At 50.6% G+C, this 15092-nt stretch carries 13 protein-coding genes and 1 tRNA gene; 6 read left to right on the top strand and 8 right to left on the bottom strand.

Annotated elements, in window-relative coordinates; all coding sequences use genetic code 11:
- Positions 1-205: 205 nt before the first annotated feature.
- The 7 genes from LBJ36_03180 to kdsA form a co-directional block, all read right to left on the bottom strand.
- Entirely contained in the window at positions 206-586 is a 381-nt protein-coding gene (locus tag LBJ36_03180; protein ID MDR1378034.1) for a RidA family protein, read from the bottom strand.
- A 22-nt stretch (positions 587-608) separates the two neighbouring features.
- Entirely contained in the window at positions 609-1913 is a 1305-nt protein-coding gene (gene eno, locus LBJ36_03185) for a phosphopyruvate hydratase (protein ID MDR1378035.1), read from the bottom strand.
- Between the two features lie 95 nt (positions 1914-2008).
- Positions 2009-2284 (bottom strand): RNA-binding S4 domain-containing protein, encoded by a 276-nt coding sequence (locus LBJ36_03190; GenBank protein MDR1378036.1) that lies wholly within the window; start codon positions 2282-2284, stop codon positions 2009-2011.
- Positions 2285-2416: 132 nt separating this feature from the next.
- Positions 2417-3352 carry an MBL fold metallo-hydrolase gene (locus LBJ36_03195; protein ID MDR1378037.1) on the bottom strand — a complete coding sequence of 312 codons (936 nt, stop codon included), beginning with the start codon at positions 3350-3352 and terminating at the stop codon, positions 2417-2419.
- A gap of 323 nt (positions 3353-3675) precedes the next feature.
- The gene (gene rlmD, locus LBJ36_03200; GenBank protein ID MDR1378038.1) at positions 3676-5184 is read right to left on the bottom strand and encodes a 23S rRNA (uracil(1939)-C(5))-methyltransferase RlmD; all 1509 of its coding nucleotides are present in this window, start codon (positions 5182-5184) and stop codon (positions 3676-3678) included.
- 292 nt (positions 5185-5476) lie between these two features.
- Positions 5477-6544, bottom strand: coding sequence for a KpsF/GutQ family sugar-phosphate isomerase (locus LBJ36_03205; GenBank protein ID MDR1378039.1), 1068 nt, complete (start codon positions 6542-6544; stop codon positions 5477-5479).
- A 56-nt stretch (positions 6545-6600) separates the two neighbouring features.
- Positions 6601-7464 carry a 3-deoxy-8-phosphooctulonate synthase gene (gene kdsA, locus LBJ36_03210; protein ID MDR1378040.1) on the bottom strand — a complete coding sequence of 288 codons (864 nt, stop codon included), beginning with the start codon at positions 7462-7464 and terminating at the stop codon, positions 6601-6603.
- Between the two features lie 157 nt (positions 7465-7621).
- Here kdsA and LBJ36_03215 point away from each other — a divergent pair, with 157 nt between their 5' ends.
- The 4 genes from LBJ36_03215 (at position 7622) to LBJ36_03230 (ending at position 10787) form a co-directional block, all read left to right on the top strand.
- On the top strand, positions 7622-8629 hold the full coding sequence (locus tag LBJ36_03215; GenBank protein MDR1378041.1) for a hypothetical protein: 1008 nt from the start codon (positions 7622-7624) through the stop codon (positions 8627-8629).
- Between the two features lie 63 nt (positions 8630-8692).
- On the top strand, positions 8693-9874 hold the full coding sequence (locus LBJ36_03220) for an efflux RND transporter periplasmic adaptor subunit (GenBank protein ID MDR1378042.1): 1182 nt from the start codon (positions 8693-8695) through the stop codon (positions 9872-9874).
- Between the two features lie 142 nt (positions 9875-10016).
- A complete protein-coding gene (locus tag LBJ36_03225) occupies positions 10017-10658 on the top strand; it encodes an ABC transporter ATP-binding protein (GenBank protein ID MDR1378043.1) in 642 nt (213 codons plus the stop codon).
- Between the two features lie 44 nt (positions 10659-10702).
- Positions 10703-10787, top strand: a tRNA-Leu gene (locus LBJ36_03230).
- A gap of 737 nt (positions 10788-11524) precedes the next feature.
- Here the strand turns inward: LBJ36_03230 and LBJ36_03235 are convergent.
- Complete coding sequence (locus LBJ36_03235; protein ID MDR1378044.1) at positions 11525-13075, bottom strand: hypothetical protein; 1551 nt, start codon at positions 13073-13075, stop codon at positions 11525-11527.
- 53 nt (positions 13076-13128) lie between these two features.
- Here LBJ36_03235 and LBJ36_03240 point away from each other — a divergent pair, with 53 nt between their 5' ends.
- Complete coding sequence (locus LBJ36_03240; GenBank protein ID MDR1378045.1) at positions 13129-13389, top strand: hypothetical protein; 261 nt, start codon at positions 13129-13131, stop codon at positions 13387-13389.
- A gap of 981 nt (positions 13390-14370) precedes the next feature.
- Positions 14371-15075: a PspA/IM30 family protein gene (locus tag LBJ36_03245; GenBank protein MDR1378046.1), complete on the top strand. Its 705-nt coding sequence runs from the start codon at positions 14371-14373 to the stop codon at positions 15073-15075.
- Positions 15076-15092 lie beyond the last annotated feature (17 nt).

The raw sequence follows: 15092 nt of genomic DNA on the forward strand, positions 1-15092 counted from the left end.
CCAGTTCTTTCAAGAGCTTTAAAACAACCTTTAAATCATAGTGAATTAAAGCAAAAAGCCTAAAGTTAGAATAGTGAAAATTAAAATAGTGAAAACCAGTTCTTTCAAGAGCTTTAAAAGCTTTAAAACAACAAAGGGGTTATGCTCTTGGGAAAATAAAGCCCCATAAAACACAAACCCCTTCGATAATCGCTGGGCTCGACTTCTATCCTTTCCAGGCAGTAACCTCGATTTCGACCTGAGCGCCCCTCGGTAGCTCTTTGACGGCGATAAAAGAGCGTGCCGGAGGAGTCTCCGCGAAATATCGAGCGTAAATTCCGTTGATTGAAGCGAAATTTTCGATGTTCGTAACAAAAACCGTCGTCTTGACGACCTGTTGCATCGTGAATCCCGCTCCCTCGATGATGTTTTTGACGTTTTCCAAAACGAGTTTCGCCTGCTCCTCAATGGTTCCCGTCAACAACTGCCCCGTTTTAGGGTCGAGAGGAATCTGCCCCGACGCGAAAAGAAAATCTCCCGCCTGAACCGCTTGACTGTAGGGGCCGATAGCCGCCGGAGCCTTGTCCACTGAAACGATCTTTTTCATTAGAAAAAGCCCTCTGGCCTCACTACGCTCTGACTCTGGCGAAACGGTCGAGTCCGGCATAGATCGCGGATTTGCCGAGATGTTCCTCTATGCGGAGGAGCTGGTTGTACTTAGCGACGCGGTCGGTGCGCGCCACGGAGCCCGTTTTGATCTGCCCCGTCTTCATTGCCACAGAAAGGTCGCTGATAAAAGTATCGTCCGTCTCGCCGGATCGGTGGGAAATAATCGATGAATAACCGGCCAAGGTCGCCATTTGCACGACTTTGATGGTCTCGGAAACTGTGCCGATTTGGTTCAATTTCACCAAGACGGCGTTGCCCACTCCCTCTTTGATGCCCCGTGCCAAAATTTTCGGGTTGGTGACGAAAAGATCGTCGCCAACAAGCTGCGTCTTGCCACCCAAACGCTGGGTGAGAGCGGTCCAACCCTTCCAGTCTTCCTCGGCCATACCATCCTCGATGGATAAGATGGGATAGTCTTTGCAGAGCCCCTCGTAGTAAGTGATCAGCTCGTCCGCCGTGAAGGTCTTGCCCTCACCTGCGAAAACGTATTTCCCCTCGTCACTGTCGCTCTTTTTCTGAAAGAACTCCGAAGACGCCACGTCCAACGCGAAGCTAATGTCCGTCCCCGGCTTATAGCCCGCTTTCTCCACAGCCTCCATCAACAAGTCCAAGGCCTCGCGGTTGGTTTTGAGGTCGGGAGCGAAACCGCCTTCATCCCCCACACCTGTGGAGTATTTTCGCGATTTGATGCAGCCCTTCAAGGCGTGATAGGTTTCCGTTCCCATGCGGAGGGCCTCGGTGAAACTGGGGGCGTTGTGGGGTACAATCATAAATTCTTGAATATCCACAGTGTTGTCCGCGTGAGCGCCGCCGTTAATGACGTTCATCATGGGCGTAGGTAGGATGTAGGAGCCAAAACCGCCCAAGTACGACCAGAGCGGCAGTGAGTGGCTGTCTGCCGCGGCTCTAGCCACCGCCATTGAAACACCCAGGATCGCGTTGGCTCCCAAGGACGACTTTCCCGGCGTGCCGTCCAGGTCGATCATGGCTTTGTCGATTGCGACTTGGTCATCGGCCTCCGCGCCGATCAACTCCGGCGCTATTTTTTCATTGACGTTATCGACGGCTTTCAGAACGCCCTTGCCGCCGTAACGTTTGTCTCCTTTGTCGCGAAGCTCTAGCGCCTCGTGTACGCCCGTGGACGCTCCAGAAGGAACGGCAGCTCGCCCAGAGGAGCCCTCTTCGAGAAAAACGTCTACCTCCACCGTAGGGTTACCCCTCGAATCCAATATCTCACGGCTGTGAATCCCAACTATCGTAGCCATAGTCACATACAACTCCTTTCCTTTTTCTAAATATACAAGTTTCTAAATATACAAATTTCTAAATATACAAGGCAAAAGCTAAATTTTTATTTATGTCACCAAGGGCGCTTGTCCACCGAGACCTGACGCTCTTCTTCCACATCGTAGGCCACGCTCCCAGGGCGCTTCAAAAGCTGTTCGTCAGCGCATAGAACTTTTACCTTCAAGACCTTAGCCATATAAGCCACCTCCACCACGCACCCTTCCGTCACCTCGGACGAAGATTTGCACACTCGACCGTCGATTCGCACAGCGCCAATCTCGATCATCTCCTGAGCCACGGTTCGGCGTTTTACCAGGCGCGCGTATTTCAAAAATTTGTCGACTCGCATCAAAGCACCTCGTTCACGCGCATTTTCTACGCAAAAATCTTTGTCGACCGGGTGCGTTAGTTAAAACCGTTGGTTAAAACTTTGGCCCGACTCTTGATTTTAATTATAGACCTAATTTGAGGGTTTGGACGGTTACTCGCTTTGTTCCTTTCTCCGATCTTTGTGTAATCTCCATAGCAGGAAACAATTTTCTACAAAAGGCTCCACTTTGCCCAATTCCGAGAGGTATGTCAAGTGCGCCGATATAGAAGAGAGGTTCAAGAGCAGGTGCGCGGCGTCCATCTCCAGCCCGTTGGAGACGCCAACGTGAGATAAAATTTCCTCACGGGTTAGGGGTCTCTCCGAGTCCATCAGGGTTTTTTCCACAGCGTCGGAAATCCAGGCGAGTCCCTTTCTGTTGTGTTGCACCAGCTCTCTTACATCTTGAGTCGCCGGCGCGTGGCAGGGTACAAACCATTGGGCTTCAGCCTTCTCGATCACGTCCAGGGTCTTGTAGGCGCTCATCACGTCCAGCATCACGCAAAAACGATACTTGGCGAGAATACCAGGATCGAAGAGGGCATCGGCCAAGAAGAAAACCCCGTCCAACGTCTTCACCCCAATCATGTCGAGGTAGTGTCCAGGGAGCGGCACCGCCACCAAAGCTGTATCTTCTATCGGGTTAGCCTCCAAAGACTCGAAAGGCCCAATGAAGGTTACCTTAGAAGCTTTGGCCTCGATAAATTTTCCGCGAATATCTTTGAACGGCCAAGCTGCCCAGAGGAACAGCGGTTCCAACGAGGGCCTTTCCGTGAGCGTCCCCTCGACGCGCGTCGCCCAGACCTGACAGCCCGTGCGTTTCTGAATAAATGCGTTGGCCCCGATGTGGTCGGCGTTGGAATGCGTGTTCACGATGGCTCGAAGGGGTACTCCTTTCCTTTCTTCATTCAATAATTTCAAGAGTTTTCGTCCTTGGTCGTCGTCCAAGCCAGTGTCGATCAAGTAGCCTTGCCCATTCTCTTCGTAATAACCGATATTGACGCGACCCGGAATATACCACGTGTGTTCCCCCAGTTGCTTCAGTTCCAAAACATTCACCTTCCTAAATTCAAGTTCCTTAACTTCAAGCTCAGGGAGACAGAGTCCGTTGGTAAAAAAACTAAGCGGCTCGTACAGCTCATTCGTCGCTGGTTCTCTGCTTATTGGTCCCTGCGGGATCCTCGAGGGGTTGCGGGGTGCGTACAGGAGCGTTCAGATAATTTCACAGATCTTTTTGCCGTATTTGCTTGGAAGTACCTTAATATTAGCCGAAAACAGCCTGTAAAGTTGGGTGAGAAACTTAGGGAAAAACGTGTGTTCTCCCAGTATTGGCCCCTCTAAAACCTTCCTGATACCTTTCCATTGAAACCGTTCTAATGTCTTTCCATATGTCTTTCCATATATCTTTCCATTAGAGCTACCGTCTCCACGTGGACCGTTTGAGGAAACATGTCGAAAACCCGTAACGATTTCAGGCGATAACCGCCTTCTCTCAAAAATTTTGTGTCCCGCGCCAGGGTAGCGGGGTTGCAGGATACGTACAGAACATGCTGAGGTTCAAACTCCAGAATTTTGTCCAAAACGGCGCGCTCACACCCGCTTCGAGGTGGATCTAACACCACGAGGTCATATCCTCCAGGTAGAGACGCATGGCCATACGCTGGCAGATCCCGTAGCACGTTCTCCGCCCTTCCCTCGACAACATTGACGTTGGATATTCCATTGTTCTTCAGGTTCCGCACCATCAGCTCAGCAGCCCCGCGCCACTCCTCCACGGCCGTCACCGACCCCAATCCCGCAAGATAGCAGGTCAAGGAGCCCACGCCGCTGTAAAGCTCCAGAATGCGGAGCGTTTCGGGCTTCTCGTCCTGAACCAAAGCTCGCACGTAACGATAAAGTTTGGCCGCCTGTTCGACGTTGATCTGGAAGAATGAGGATGTGTCGTAAGCGAGAGTCCACTCGTCTAGACGTTCACCAATGAGACCGCTCCCTTTTATCGCCTCGGTCCGGTCTCCGAGAATGACGTTGCCAGGCTGCGAGTTGTGGTTCAGGGTCAGGGTCGTGATCTCCTTCAGAGGCCGGCATAGCCCGGCGATACTCTTCATGCTCTGGGCATTCAGGCGTCCGGCGACGACGAGGGAAACCAGCGTCTCCCCCGTGTGGAGCCCCGCCCTCAAGACCAGGTGACGCAGCCCCCCGCTCCGAACCAAGCCGGGTTCCGCATGAGCCCGTTCATCGTACACGTCTAACGCTAAGCTCGGTAGCTCTTTTTGCAATAGGCTAAAAAGCCTGTTCAGTGGAGCGGCGTTGACCGGACATGTCTCCAAGGGTACCAGCCAATGGCTGCCCGTTTCATAATAGCCAGCGATGGGTTTTCCCTTGATCTTGCGGATGGGGAACGATGCTTTATTGCGGTATTCCCATTGCCGCGAGCTAGGTATGCACTGAAGACCGGAATCACAACTGGAATCGGGGTCGGAATCGAGGGAAAGATTTCGGAGGTCGAAGCCTCCGAGGCGTGTCATCGCGTCTCGTACCAGGTCGGCTTTGATCTCTAATTGGAGTTCGTAAGAGGCGTGTTGGAGCTGGCATCCTCCACAAGTCCCAAAAACGGGACATGCCGGTCGGACTCTGCGGGGATTGCTTGCTTTCACGCGGATGACGCGCGCCAGAGAAAAGTCCTTTTTGCGCTTCGTGACCTCCGCCTCCACTACTTCGCCAGGCAAAGCGCCTTCGACGAAAATGACTCCCTCTCGAGTGCGCGCGATGCCGCTGCCATCGCTGGATATCCTGTCAATCATCAATTCCACAGTCGGCCCTATAGTCGGCTCTATGGCGTCCTTTGTTTTCTTCGACTCTTGCATTCGTTTCGCGTCTCGCATCTTACAGGCCCCCCAAAAAATCCACTCTCGAAAACATCATACCTCAAAATACTGCAAAGCCTTTTCAACAACAACAAAGCCTTTTCAACAACAAAGCCTTTTCAACAACTCATAAACGGCGCCGCGCGCACAAAAATACCCGGCAGGAGGTTAGCTGTCGGGTTTGGAATTAAAAATCCCTGTCGCCGTCATAGGCATACAGGAGAACATTTCTTATCTTATTCGGTAAAAAAGGGCGTCAGTTCACCAAGAAAAGCAGCAGATCTCGCTTTTCTTTCATCACGCGAGTCCATCACGCGAGCCCTTTTTCGAGTAGCTCGTACAGGTGAACCATCCCTAAAGGGACTTTCCCCCCCGTCTCCACGACGATCAACACGCTGATCTGGCGTTCTTGCATGATCCTGACGGCATCAACGGCTAATCGCTCCGGCTCGATCATGCTGGGAGCACGGGTCATGAAAGCCTCGATCCGTTGGTTGAGGGCCTCCACTCCATTCCGCTCGAGCAGTCGGCGCAAGTCCCCGTCTGTGAAAATGCCTTCCAACTCTCCTATCTCCCCCACAACGCAGGTAGCGCCATATTTTTTGTCCGTTATCTCGAACAGGGCGTCTTGCACCGAAACATCTTTCCTCACTTTCGGAAGCTGATTCGGAGAGCCCATCACGTCGGCAACCCGCGTCAACAGGCGGCGTCCCAAGGTTCCCCCTGGATGGAACGCGGCGAAATCCTCCTTGCGTAGCCCGCGCAGCCGAGTCACCATACCGGCGAGCGCGTCGCCGAGCACCAGTTGCAGCGTCGTGCTACTGGTGGGGGCCAGGCCCAGAGGGTCCGCCTCGGACGACACCCCCGCGTCTATGACGATGTCCGCGTGTTTCGCGAGAGGAGAATCCGCATTTCCTGTCACCGCGATCGTCAAGGCCCCCAACCGCTTGAAGTGGGGCAACACTGCCAGCACCTCCGCCGTGCTACCGCTGTTACTGAGGAAAAGAGCCACGTCTTCGCGGCGAACCATGCCCAGATCTCCGTGAACCCCTTCCGCGGCGTGGAGAAAAAAGGACGGTGTTCCCAAAGAGGCCAGGGTCGCGGCGATTTTACGCCCGATATGGCCAGACTTGCCCATGCCGATGACGACAACCCGCCCCCGACACTGGTAGACGGCGCGCGCCGCCCGCACCAGCTCCGGTCCGATCCTGTCCGCCGCCCGTGTCAGCTCGGCAGCCTCGTCCAGAATGACGCTTCTCGCGGTTTGTATCAACGACTCATCACCACAGGAAACTCCCTCTCGCTCCCAGGGTAAATCAACGTCACCTATTCGCTCTTTGCCATCCATTTGCCCTTTGCCATCCATTTGCCCTTTCATGAAGATCTCCTGTACATCTTTTCTTCATTATTCTATTATTTCACTATATTATTCTATTATTTCACTATTTTATTTCGCGCTTCGTGTATCATCAGCACTTGATCCAAGAAATCGCCCATCTCCGCTAGCGGGATCATATTAGGACCATCGCTTTGAGCCGCGTCGGGACAGGGATGCGTCTCGACGAAAAGCACGTCGATACCCACAGCCGTCGCCGCCCGGGCTAAAGGCAACGCCATTGATCGATCCCCCCCGCTGGACCCGCCCAACCCCCCCGGCTTCTGGACACTGTGCGTCGCGTCGAAGACCACAGGACAACCCAGCGCCCGCATCGTCACCAAGGACTGCATGTCCACCACCAACTGATGATAGCCCATCGTCGTCCCCCGCTCGCAGAGCAACACACGGCTGTTGCCCGCTTCCCGGCACTTGTTCACCACATTCGCCATATCCTCGGGAGCGAGGAATTGAGCTTTTTTGATATGTAAGATTTTGCCCGTCGCCGCGGCGCTTACCAGTAGATCCGTTTGACGACACAAAAACGCCGGGATCTGTATGACGTCCACCACCGCGCTCACGTCTTCCGCCTGCCACGGCTCGTGAATGTCCGTCACCACGGGAACGCTCAGCTCCGTCTTGATCCGCGCGAGCTGCTCTAGGCCTTTGACAATGCCCGGACCGCGCCAAGAAGCCATCGACGTTCGGTTGGCCTTGTCGAAAGACGCCTTGAAAATATAGTGGACCCCTCGCGCCGCGCAGACGTTTTTCATTGTCCGAGCGATCTTCAAACCGAGATCCAGGCTTTCCAGAGAACAGGGGCCCGCCATTAGCGTCAGCTTTCCGTCGCCGACGGTAAAATCACCTATTCGATAGTTCGCGTCGAGCCCGTTCCTTTCGTTCATATTCATCCGATCCTTCATGTTCATCCGATCCTTTCAACGTACTAGTTAGTTTATTCAGATTATTATATGTAATTCCACTATGTAACTTCTCTATTGTGGAAGTTATTATACCTTCGGTCGCGGTGGCGATGACTGTTATAATTATGATAAGCGATCTACAAAGGAGCAAAACGTCATGGCGGACAATCAGGAGTGGAGCACGCAAACACGAAAGGAACAAAATGTTTCGACACCACCCGATGCAGCGACGCGCGTAGAGGGCTCGCCAGCGGAAAATCCATTCTATAACAATGAAGCGCCCCAATTCTACGGCGCTCTTAAAGGTTATTTCTATACCCCTAAGCGGGGCGACATTTGGGGCGCCTTTTGTTTTGTATTTAATGTAAGCACTGGCGAAGGTCTGACGAACGTTTTTTGGGTAACGCGCCAACTGGAGGTTCCCTTCATTGACGTGAACATGGGATGGAGGGAACTCAGTAACGCCATCTCCAACATGGGTGTTTACGAAAAAAGCGTGGGAGATCAGTTGAACAGCGTCATGCTCGAAATTTTTACCGTTTCCGCTCGAAAAGAACTGAATCATGATCTCGGCTCGGCGCAGCGTTTAGTGTCTCTTTCCACGGAGCTGCGCCATCATTTTGAACGTACGGCTCACTACTTCCTCGAATTCACCATAGCGTTCGAGTCCCTATCTCGCCAAGATCTGGTAGATGCTGGGGTACTGCCGGAAAGTGCAGAAGAGTCCGCCGGTGTTTCCCAATTCGAAGAAAAAGGAAAATCTTTGACCGGAACTCTGATCACCTGCTTGCCCGTTATTGACCCGACGCGTGGCATTCCCGTTTCTGAACTCAGACCCGGCGATGTGCTGGAGGTCAAAATGCAAGGAGGTGTAGGCGCGGGGGACATGATTCAAAAATACCTGACCTCCACGCACCAAGACGCGGCGTTCCCTGTGTTGTCCGTCGAGAGAAAAAACGACTCAAAGACCTATATTTTTTTAGACATCAACGACGAAATCGAGGGCCTGATCACCGTCACCAAAGACCTTCGTCTACGTAGACTGGTACAGGGAGCTTCTACCAACAAAACGATGATCATCAATGTGGACAATATCATCTTTTTCGGAACCCTGATTATGGCTGCCATTATGATATTGCTCGTCATCCGGTTTTTGATTTTTTAATCTTTCCCTCTTAAATTAAGTTTAAATAAGTTCAAATGTTTACGGGAGGCATAACGCGTTGATATGAAAAAATTTTTTGTTCTGACCCTCATTCTCGCCGTTGGATGGGGGATATGGTACGCCTTTTTCAGAAAAGTTCCTGTAATCTACGAGCTGCGCACGGAAAAGGTCGACAGCGGAGACATTACGGCTACGGTCACGGCAAGCGGCAAGCTCAACGCTGTGTCCGTGGTGGAAGTGGGCACCCAAGTATCGGGCACCATTCAGGAAATTTACGTGGACTACAACTCTCCCGTAAAAGAAGGGCAGTTGATCGCCCAGTTGGACCCAGCGGTTTTGCGGTCGCAATTGATCGAAAGCCGAGCCAACTTAGAGGTCGCCGAGGCGGGAGTGGGAAGCGCCCAAGCCTCTTTGATCGACTCTGAGCGAAAGCTAAAGCGTAATCAGGAACTCTACGCGCGCAAATTGATCTCACAAAGCGAGTTGGAGGGGTCCCAAACCGACGTACTGCTCAAGCGGGCCCAGCTGCGGGAAAGCAAAGCGCGAGTCACTCAAGCAAAAGCCGCTGTGGAACGCGCGGAGACCAACTTGGATTTCACTCGTATCACCTCGCCCATAGACGGGGTCATTGTTTCTCGCCAAGTGGACGTAGGGCAAACGGTAGCGGCCAGTTTTCAAACCCCCACGCTTTTTAGCATAGCGAGAGACCTGACGCGAATGCAGATCGACACCAGCGTGGACGAGGCGGATATCGGCCGCGTCGCCAAAGGACAGGACGTGGATTTTCACGTGGATGCCTTTCCCGAAGAACTTTTCATCGGCAAAGTCGTTCAGGTTCGCATCGCCCCGACAACCACGGATAACGTTGTTACTTATACCGTCGTCATCCACGTGGACAACAACGATCTTCGCTTGAAGCCGGGCATGACCGCCAACGTATCCGTCAAAACCGACAAACGTCAGGACGTGTTGAGGATCCCAGCGGCGGCCTTACGCTTTAGACCTCCCCAGGATCTATTGGGGGCGTTGTCCATCGCCTCCGAAGACAGGCGGCAAAGGACTTCGAGCCTGAACGCAGGAAACGTTTGGGTTGTTCACGACAACCAATTGGGCCATAGAGTTTTTGTGCAGACGGGTATCACCGACAGTAGCCGGATCGAACTCGTTTCGGGTGACCTTAGGAACGGCGACGAGCTGGCTGTCGCGGCCATCGCTCCCAGCACGGGACAGCGAGTTCTCTTCTAGTAGAATGGAGAAGAAACTAAACGATTCGCACAGCTCCTTCGTCGCTGGCTCTCTGCTTATGCTGGAATCGGCATCTTCGATCTTCAACGAAAGGACCTTGATCGAGGTTTGCGGCCTGGTCAAGATTTACCGCACGGGAGAGATGACCCTGCGGGCTTTGGATGATGTGTCTTTTTCCGTGAAGGCGGGAGAGTTCGTTTGTGTGATGGGACCCTCCGGCTCTGGCAAATCCACCATGATGAACATCCTGGGATGCCTCGACGTTCCCTCCCAGGGACGCTATATTCTGGACGGCGTCGATATCAAAAAACAAAATCGCTCGGAGCTGGCCCGGATACGAAACCGCAAGCTAGGCTTCGTTTTTCAGGGATTCAACCTTTTGCCTCGCGCCAACGCCATCGAAAATGTGGAGCTGCCGCTTCTGTATCGCAACATTCCGTCTCGGGAACGCCACAAGGCCGCTCTTGCCGCCCTTGAACGCGTAGGACTGGGAAACAGAGCGAGTCACAAGCCCAATCAGATGAGCGGGGGCCAGCAACAACGCGTGGCCATCGCTCGAGCGCTGGTAGGCAAGGCTTCGGTTATTTTAGCCGACGAGCCCACGGGAAACCTGGACACGAAAACCAGCGAGGAGATCATGCGCCTTTTTTCGGACCTGAACCAAGAGGGCATTACTGTCGTTCTGGTAACCCACGAGCCAGACATTGCTTTGTGGGGTAGTAGAACTTTGCGATTTCTCGACGGCAGACTTGTTGCCGACGAAAAATCGGTGGAGTCTAATTGACGTATCTGGACATACCCAGTAGAATTTAAAGCATGACATTCAACGCGAGGGTGGCGGAACTGGTAGACGCGCCAGACTTAGGATCTGGTACTTTTGGGTGTAGGGGTTCGAGTCCCCTCCTTCGCACCAAAAACAAATTCAAACCGATTGATTCAAGTATAAAAACTCCGTTTAAAACGGAGTTTTTGCTTTTCAAAAGTCTACCTGAGTATGCCCCAAGATGCTAAAATCTATTTGTGAGTTGTGCACAGACTAGTACACATTGAGAGTTTTATTGCTTATGTGTACAAAAATTATGAACTCAGGTCTGAACTGATGGGAATCGTTACGTGTTGTGACGTCAATGCGCTCCAATTGGGTGCTTAGATTTAGAAAGGGATACAAGTGGCTTTGGCTGAACTTCAAATACGTCACATTGTATTTCCCCCTCCCATGCCTCGAATTTCAAACGAGGATAATTACCACGATGCGGTTAAGCATCGAAGTAGGAATATAATAAAAATGGACTGAAAAATTTAACCCTTTGGTGTCACTATAAGGAGATGTATCGAATATGTGGACTCTGCTTATCAGGTGGATTTTTCTTTATTTCGTTTTATCTTCCATGCTACGCTTTGCGGCCTTGCGTGTCCCGATTGTACGGAATATTTCTATTTGACAACCTTTGATGCGGTGGAGAAATGGGTACGCTCTCATTTCCCACCGCTCACATTGTATAGTGAATCAAGATAAAAGGCCTGAAGTTAGAATAGTAAAAAGCCAGCATATCAAGGCATTTATGTGAAAAACATTTATGATTCTTAAATTAATTCGCTATACTCATGATAGACTTTCTTCAAAAAAAAGCCCAGGCATGCGGCGAGAATTCATTGTGGCGCAGCCACAAAATATCCCCAGACTCGTTCCTCATTCCCCGGGCAGAGAAAAATTTCCTCTGACGGATGGCGATGAATCAAAAGATTCTCATAGGGGTTTTGAGAGCTTCCATCGCATGCACCATGTAAAACATCCTTATCTCTGACACCCACGTGAAAGATGTCCATACTGGCTTCTATTCCCAGGAGATAATCATGAAACCCACCCCCCGGAACGCCAGGGTTAACATGAGACCACTCGGTGTGGGTGTATGTCGCATTCGTCAACTCGCTGCTGCTATACGGAGGCGTATAGGAAAAATCTCTTGCCATTTGAGGGTCACCGTCAAACGGTAGAATACACTCTCCGTTGCCATAGATTTTGAAGTTGATTGCGTAAAACAAAAACCACTGTTTCCCCCATCCAGGGAGGGAGAAGTTATTGTAAAGAGTACAGCCCTTTTGCGCAATCGTTTTCAACGTCGCCGAATGAGTCAAATTACTTCTGAATCGATCAGGTAATCTCATTTCTTGTCCTTTAAATACATCTAAATCGTGCATAAAGCCAGCCAGGTCTTTGTAACGCCGCTGCAAATGTAGTTGCTCTTGCAAAGTGACGGCTGCAGGAATTATCAGGGATCTGAGCCATAGAAAAATGTCCTCTGTAAATTGTACATAATCCTCCCATAAACGATCAAATTCATCGTTAAATTCTTCTTTAATCAAGTCGATAAGCAAGAAAAGGAACCAGGGGGCGTTTGGCCGTTTCCTTATGTCTTGCAAAACGTTATTGAAAACGTCCATCACCTTCTGCCGTTCGTTCACGCTCGTGCAATCACTTTGCAGCTGTTCGATATAGGATTGTACAGTCGGGGAATTAAGGTTTGCGGCAATTGGTTCATGACCCTTCAAGACATCCTTCAGGACCTGCCAGTAATTTCTGTTCATCAAAAACGCTTGCTCCCTGGAGTTCTCGGACGCCATACCGTTCCAACTTCCCAGGTTATTGTTCTGCAAGGCATTGTACAGATAGCGCCAGTAACGTTCAAGTTGTTGACGGAACGCGAATGTTACTATGCCCACTGGGTTCATATTCATAAAAAGCAACGTTTTCGCCACCGCAGCAGTAACTGCTGCATCTTGCACAAGCGGTTTAGCAGGGGTAAATTGCAGATAAGCATTATTAATTTCGCCCATTTCTATAGTCAGGGCGTTGTCTTTTTGAATCGTAAAGTTATTGTACGCTCGTGGGTCTGGATTAAAATGCCCCGCCAGGTTTAGCCGTAATTCTCCATGGAAAGCCTGACGAGAAAACATAATTTGGTCGATATTCCAGGCCAGCCGCCATTGAGTGCCATCACGCACCAATATTTGACGATTCGCGGCGGGCAAACACAATTTATCGCACCATTGATTGAGTCGAATGTCCAACGCATGCAACCCAGCGGCAGCGCTTGGGTCGCTAACAACATCTATCCATCCGCTGTCGGCGAGAGCAACACCGCTCATTCTGATGGTCAGCGTCCCCACAGCAGCCCCATACTGCGCCAGGCCCAGAAGCAACAACCAATTCGCTTCATCCTGACTGAGGGCAATTTCATGTTAGTCTTGCGGGGGTGTTTGATATTAGCCTGGCCGAGGGCGCAGCAAAAGGACTACTTGCGATGATAGTTTCAAGCATAATTGGTGCAAATGTAGCCAGAGTAGCATCTCAAGTTCTTATTGGATGGATTCCGATCATTGGAAATGCAGTTAATACAACGACGGCGGCGGGGATTACCGAAATGGTGGGTTGGCTGGCTGTTGAACATTTTTATAATGAGCACCATCAAACGGAGGCTAATTCCAGGGTAGAGGCATCCAAGGCCAAAAGGTAACAGGCGAATATGTCCATATCCCAAGGAGGCTAATCTTTCTGCCTTCTCGTATGTAGAGTGCAGCTTACGATTCAGGTAATTCTACATTCCCGAAAATTAGGTACCTTCGCATCTTGGTATCGATCCAGTTATAGCAACGAGTTCGATCTAGACAACGAAATCTAGACAACGAAATCGAGAGAAAAGTTGTTGTTGCAACGATTTATGGAAAACTGCGTCCAAATCAACATAAGGTATTTTCGACGCATTTATTGCATCTAAATTCACTGATACCAATGTATTTACATTGAAAACTTCGTTGCGAAAGTTGAGATACATCAAATAAAAGACGGCCCAACCATTCAAACACCATTACTTTCTTCCGTTTTAGATGGTTCCTCCCGTTCAATGTGAATTTGCATATACAAGCGGTCAAGTATTATTTTCATTTCAGAAGATGTTTTTTCATTAATAGCAAATACGATTTATCGTTTATTTCTATTGTTAATGTACGAACATCATCAAAAGAAAAACGGTTGTTATTTACGAATTTAAATATATTTTTTACATTGTCGAAAAATTCCATTATATAAACTCCTCTGTATAAACGAATAAAGTTTCCGCCCTCTCTCGGGTTCTTATTCTCCGATTATATGCTGAAAAATGATTTTTACGCAGACGCTTAATATTTTCCTCATGTTACCCTCTGTCAAATATCGCCCCGAACTCTGAACGCTATACTATAATTAAGAAGCAGAGTGTCAATGGGAACAAGGAAGAGAGGTTTAGTTATTGGATATCAGCAATATTGTGGAAAAATTGTGGACTACTGGAATAACGAATATTGCCGTTTTGTCGCTGGTTTCATATCAGGCTTACCGAGCCATCCGTACGGCGTGTTGTTAGGGGGTAGCGGGGCTGTTATTGATTCTTGGCTGTCTGCTATTGATTGATTTCAATGCCAGCACTGTCCGTGCACAAAGATAGAAGGGAGAAACGATTATGGGAATATTGAGCAGGTTTACAGACATCATGAGCGCGAACATCAATTCACTTCTTTCCAAAGTGGAGGCGAGCAACGCGGATAAGTTGCTGGAAAAATATATCAAGGACGCGAAGGATAACGTCGCCCAAGTGAAGGCGGAGGCGACCGCGGTGATCGCCGAAGAAACAGGGCTAGCTCGCAAGCTGGCCGACAATGAGGCGGAGTGCAAGAAGTACGAGAACTACGCCGCGGCCGCCGTCAAAAAAGGCAACGACGACGACGCCAGAAAGTTTTTGACTCATAAGAATCATCTGGAATCCGAAAGAGCGAACTTATCCACCCTATACGCTCGTGCCAAAGACAACAGCGGGAAGATGAGGCAACTGCTGAAAAAACTGACTGACGACATCTATGCCGCGGAGAGCAAGCTGGGCGAGCTGAAGCGGAATTTGGCCGTGGCGCAGCAGCAGGAGAAGCTGAACAAATTCGACGAAAAGTTCGGCAGTAGCCCCTTGAGCGGCGTGGACAGCTTGTTCGACGCGGTGCAGAAGCGGGTGGATGCTGCGGACGCCGCCGCGACTCTCGACAAAGAGTTCGTCAAAGGAGCGCGGGAAGTCGAGGATTTAGCGAAAAAATACGACGCGGCCACTCAGGAGGCCAAGGTTGATCTGGTGGAAGACCAGCTCGCCGCGTTGAAAGCCAGCCTCGGAAAACAATCGTAAGCGAGCCCGGAAAAAAC

The sequence above is a fragment of the Synergistaceae bacterium genome, assembly GCA_031267575.1.
GTDB lineage: Bacteria > Synergistota > Synergistia > Synergistales > Aminobacteriaceae > JAIRYN01.

What these genes read in the sequence shown, in the direction of transcription:
- LBJ36_03225 (MDR1378043.1), top strand. Translation starts at nt 10,017, where the DNA reads ATGACCCTGCGGGCTTTGGATGATGTGTCTTTTTCCGTGAAGGCGGGA.
- LBJ36_03190 (MDR1378036.1), bottom strand. Translation starts at nt 2,284, where the DNA reads ATGCGAGTCGACAAATTTTTGAAATACGCGCGCCTGGTAAAACGCCGA.
- kdsA (MDR1378040.1), bottom strand. Translation starts at nt 7,464, where the DNA reads ATGAAGGATCGGATGAATATGAACGAAAGGAACGGGCTCGACGCGAAC.
- LBJ36_03220 (MDR1378042.1), top strand. Translation starts at nt 8,693, where the DNA reads ATGAAAAAATTTTTTGTTCTGACCCTCATTCTCGCCGTTGGATGGGGG.
- LBJ36_03205 (MDR1378039.1), bottom strand. Translation starts at nt 6,544, where the DNA reads ATGAAAGGGCAAATGGATGGCAAAGGGCAAATGGATGGCAAAGAGCGA.
- eno (MDR1378035.1), bottom strand. Translation starts at nt 1,913, where the DNA reads ATGGCTACGATAGTTGGGATTCACAGCCGTGAGATATTGGATTCGAGG.
- rlmD (MDR1378038.1), bottom strand. Translation starts at nt 5,184, where the DNA reads ATGCGAGACGCGAAACGAATGCAAGAGTCGAAGAAAACAAAGGACGCC.
- LBJ36_03180 (MDR1378034.1), bottom strand. Translation starts at nt 586, where the DNA reads ATGAAAAAGATCGTTTCAGTGGACAAGGCTCCGGCGGCTATCGGCCCC.
- LBJ36_03215 (MDR1378041.1), top strand. Translation starts at nt 7,622, where the DNA reads ATGGCGGACAATCAGGAGTGGAGCACGCAAACACGAAAGGAACAAAAT.
- LBJ36_03245 (MDR1378046.1), top strand. Translation starts at nt 14,371, where the DNA reads ATGGGAATATTGAGCAGGTTTACAGACATCATGAGCGCGAACATCAAT.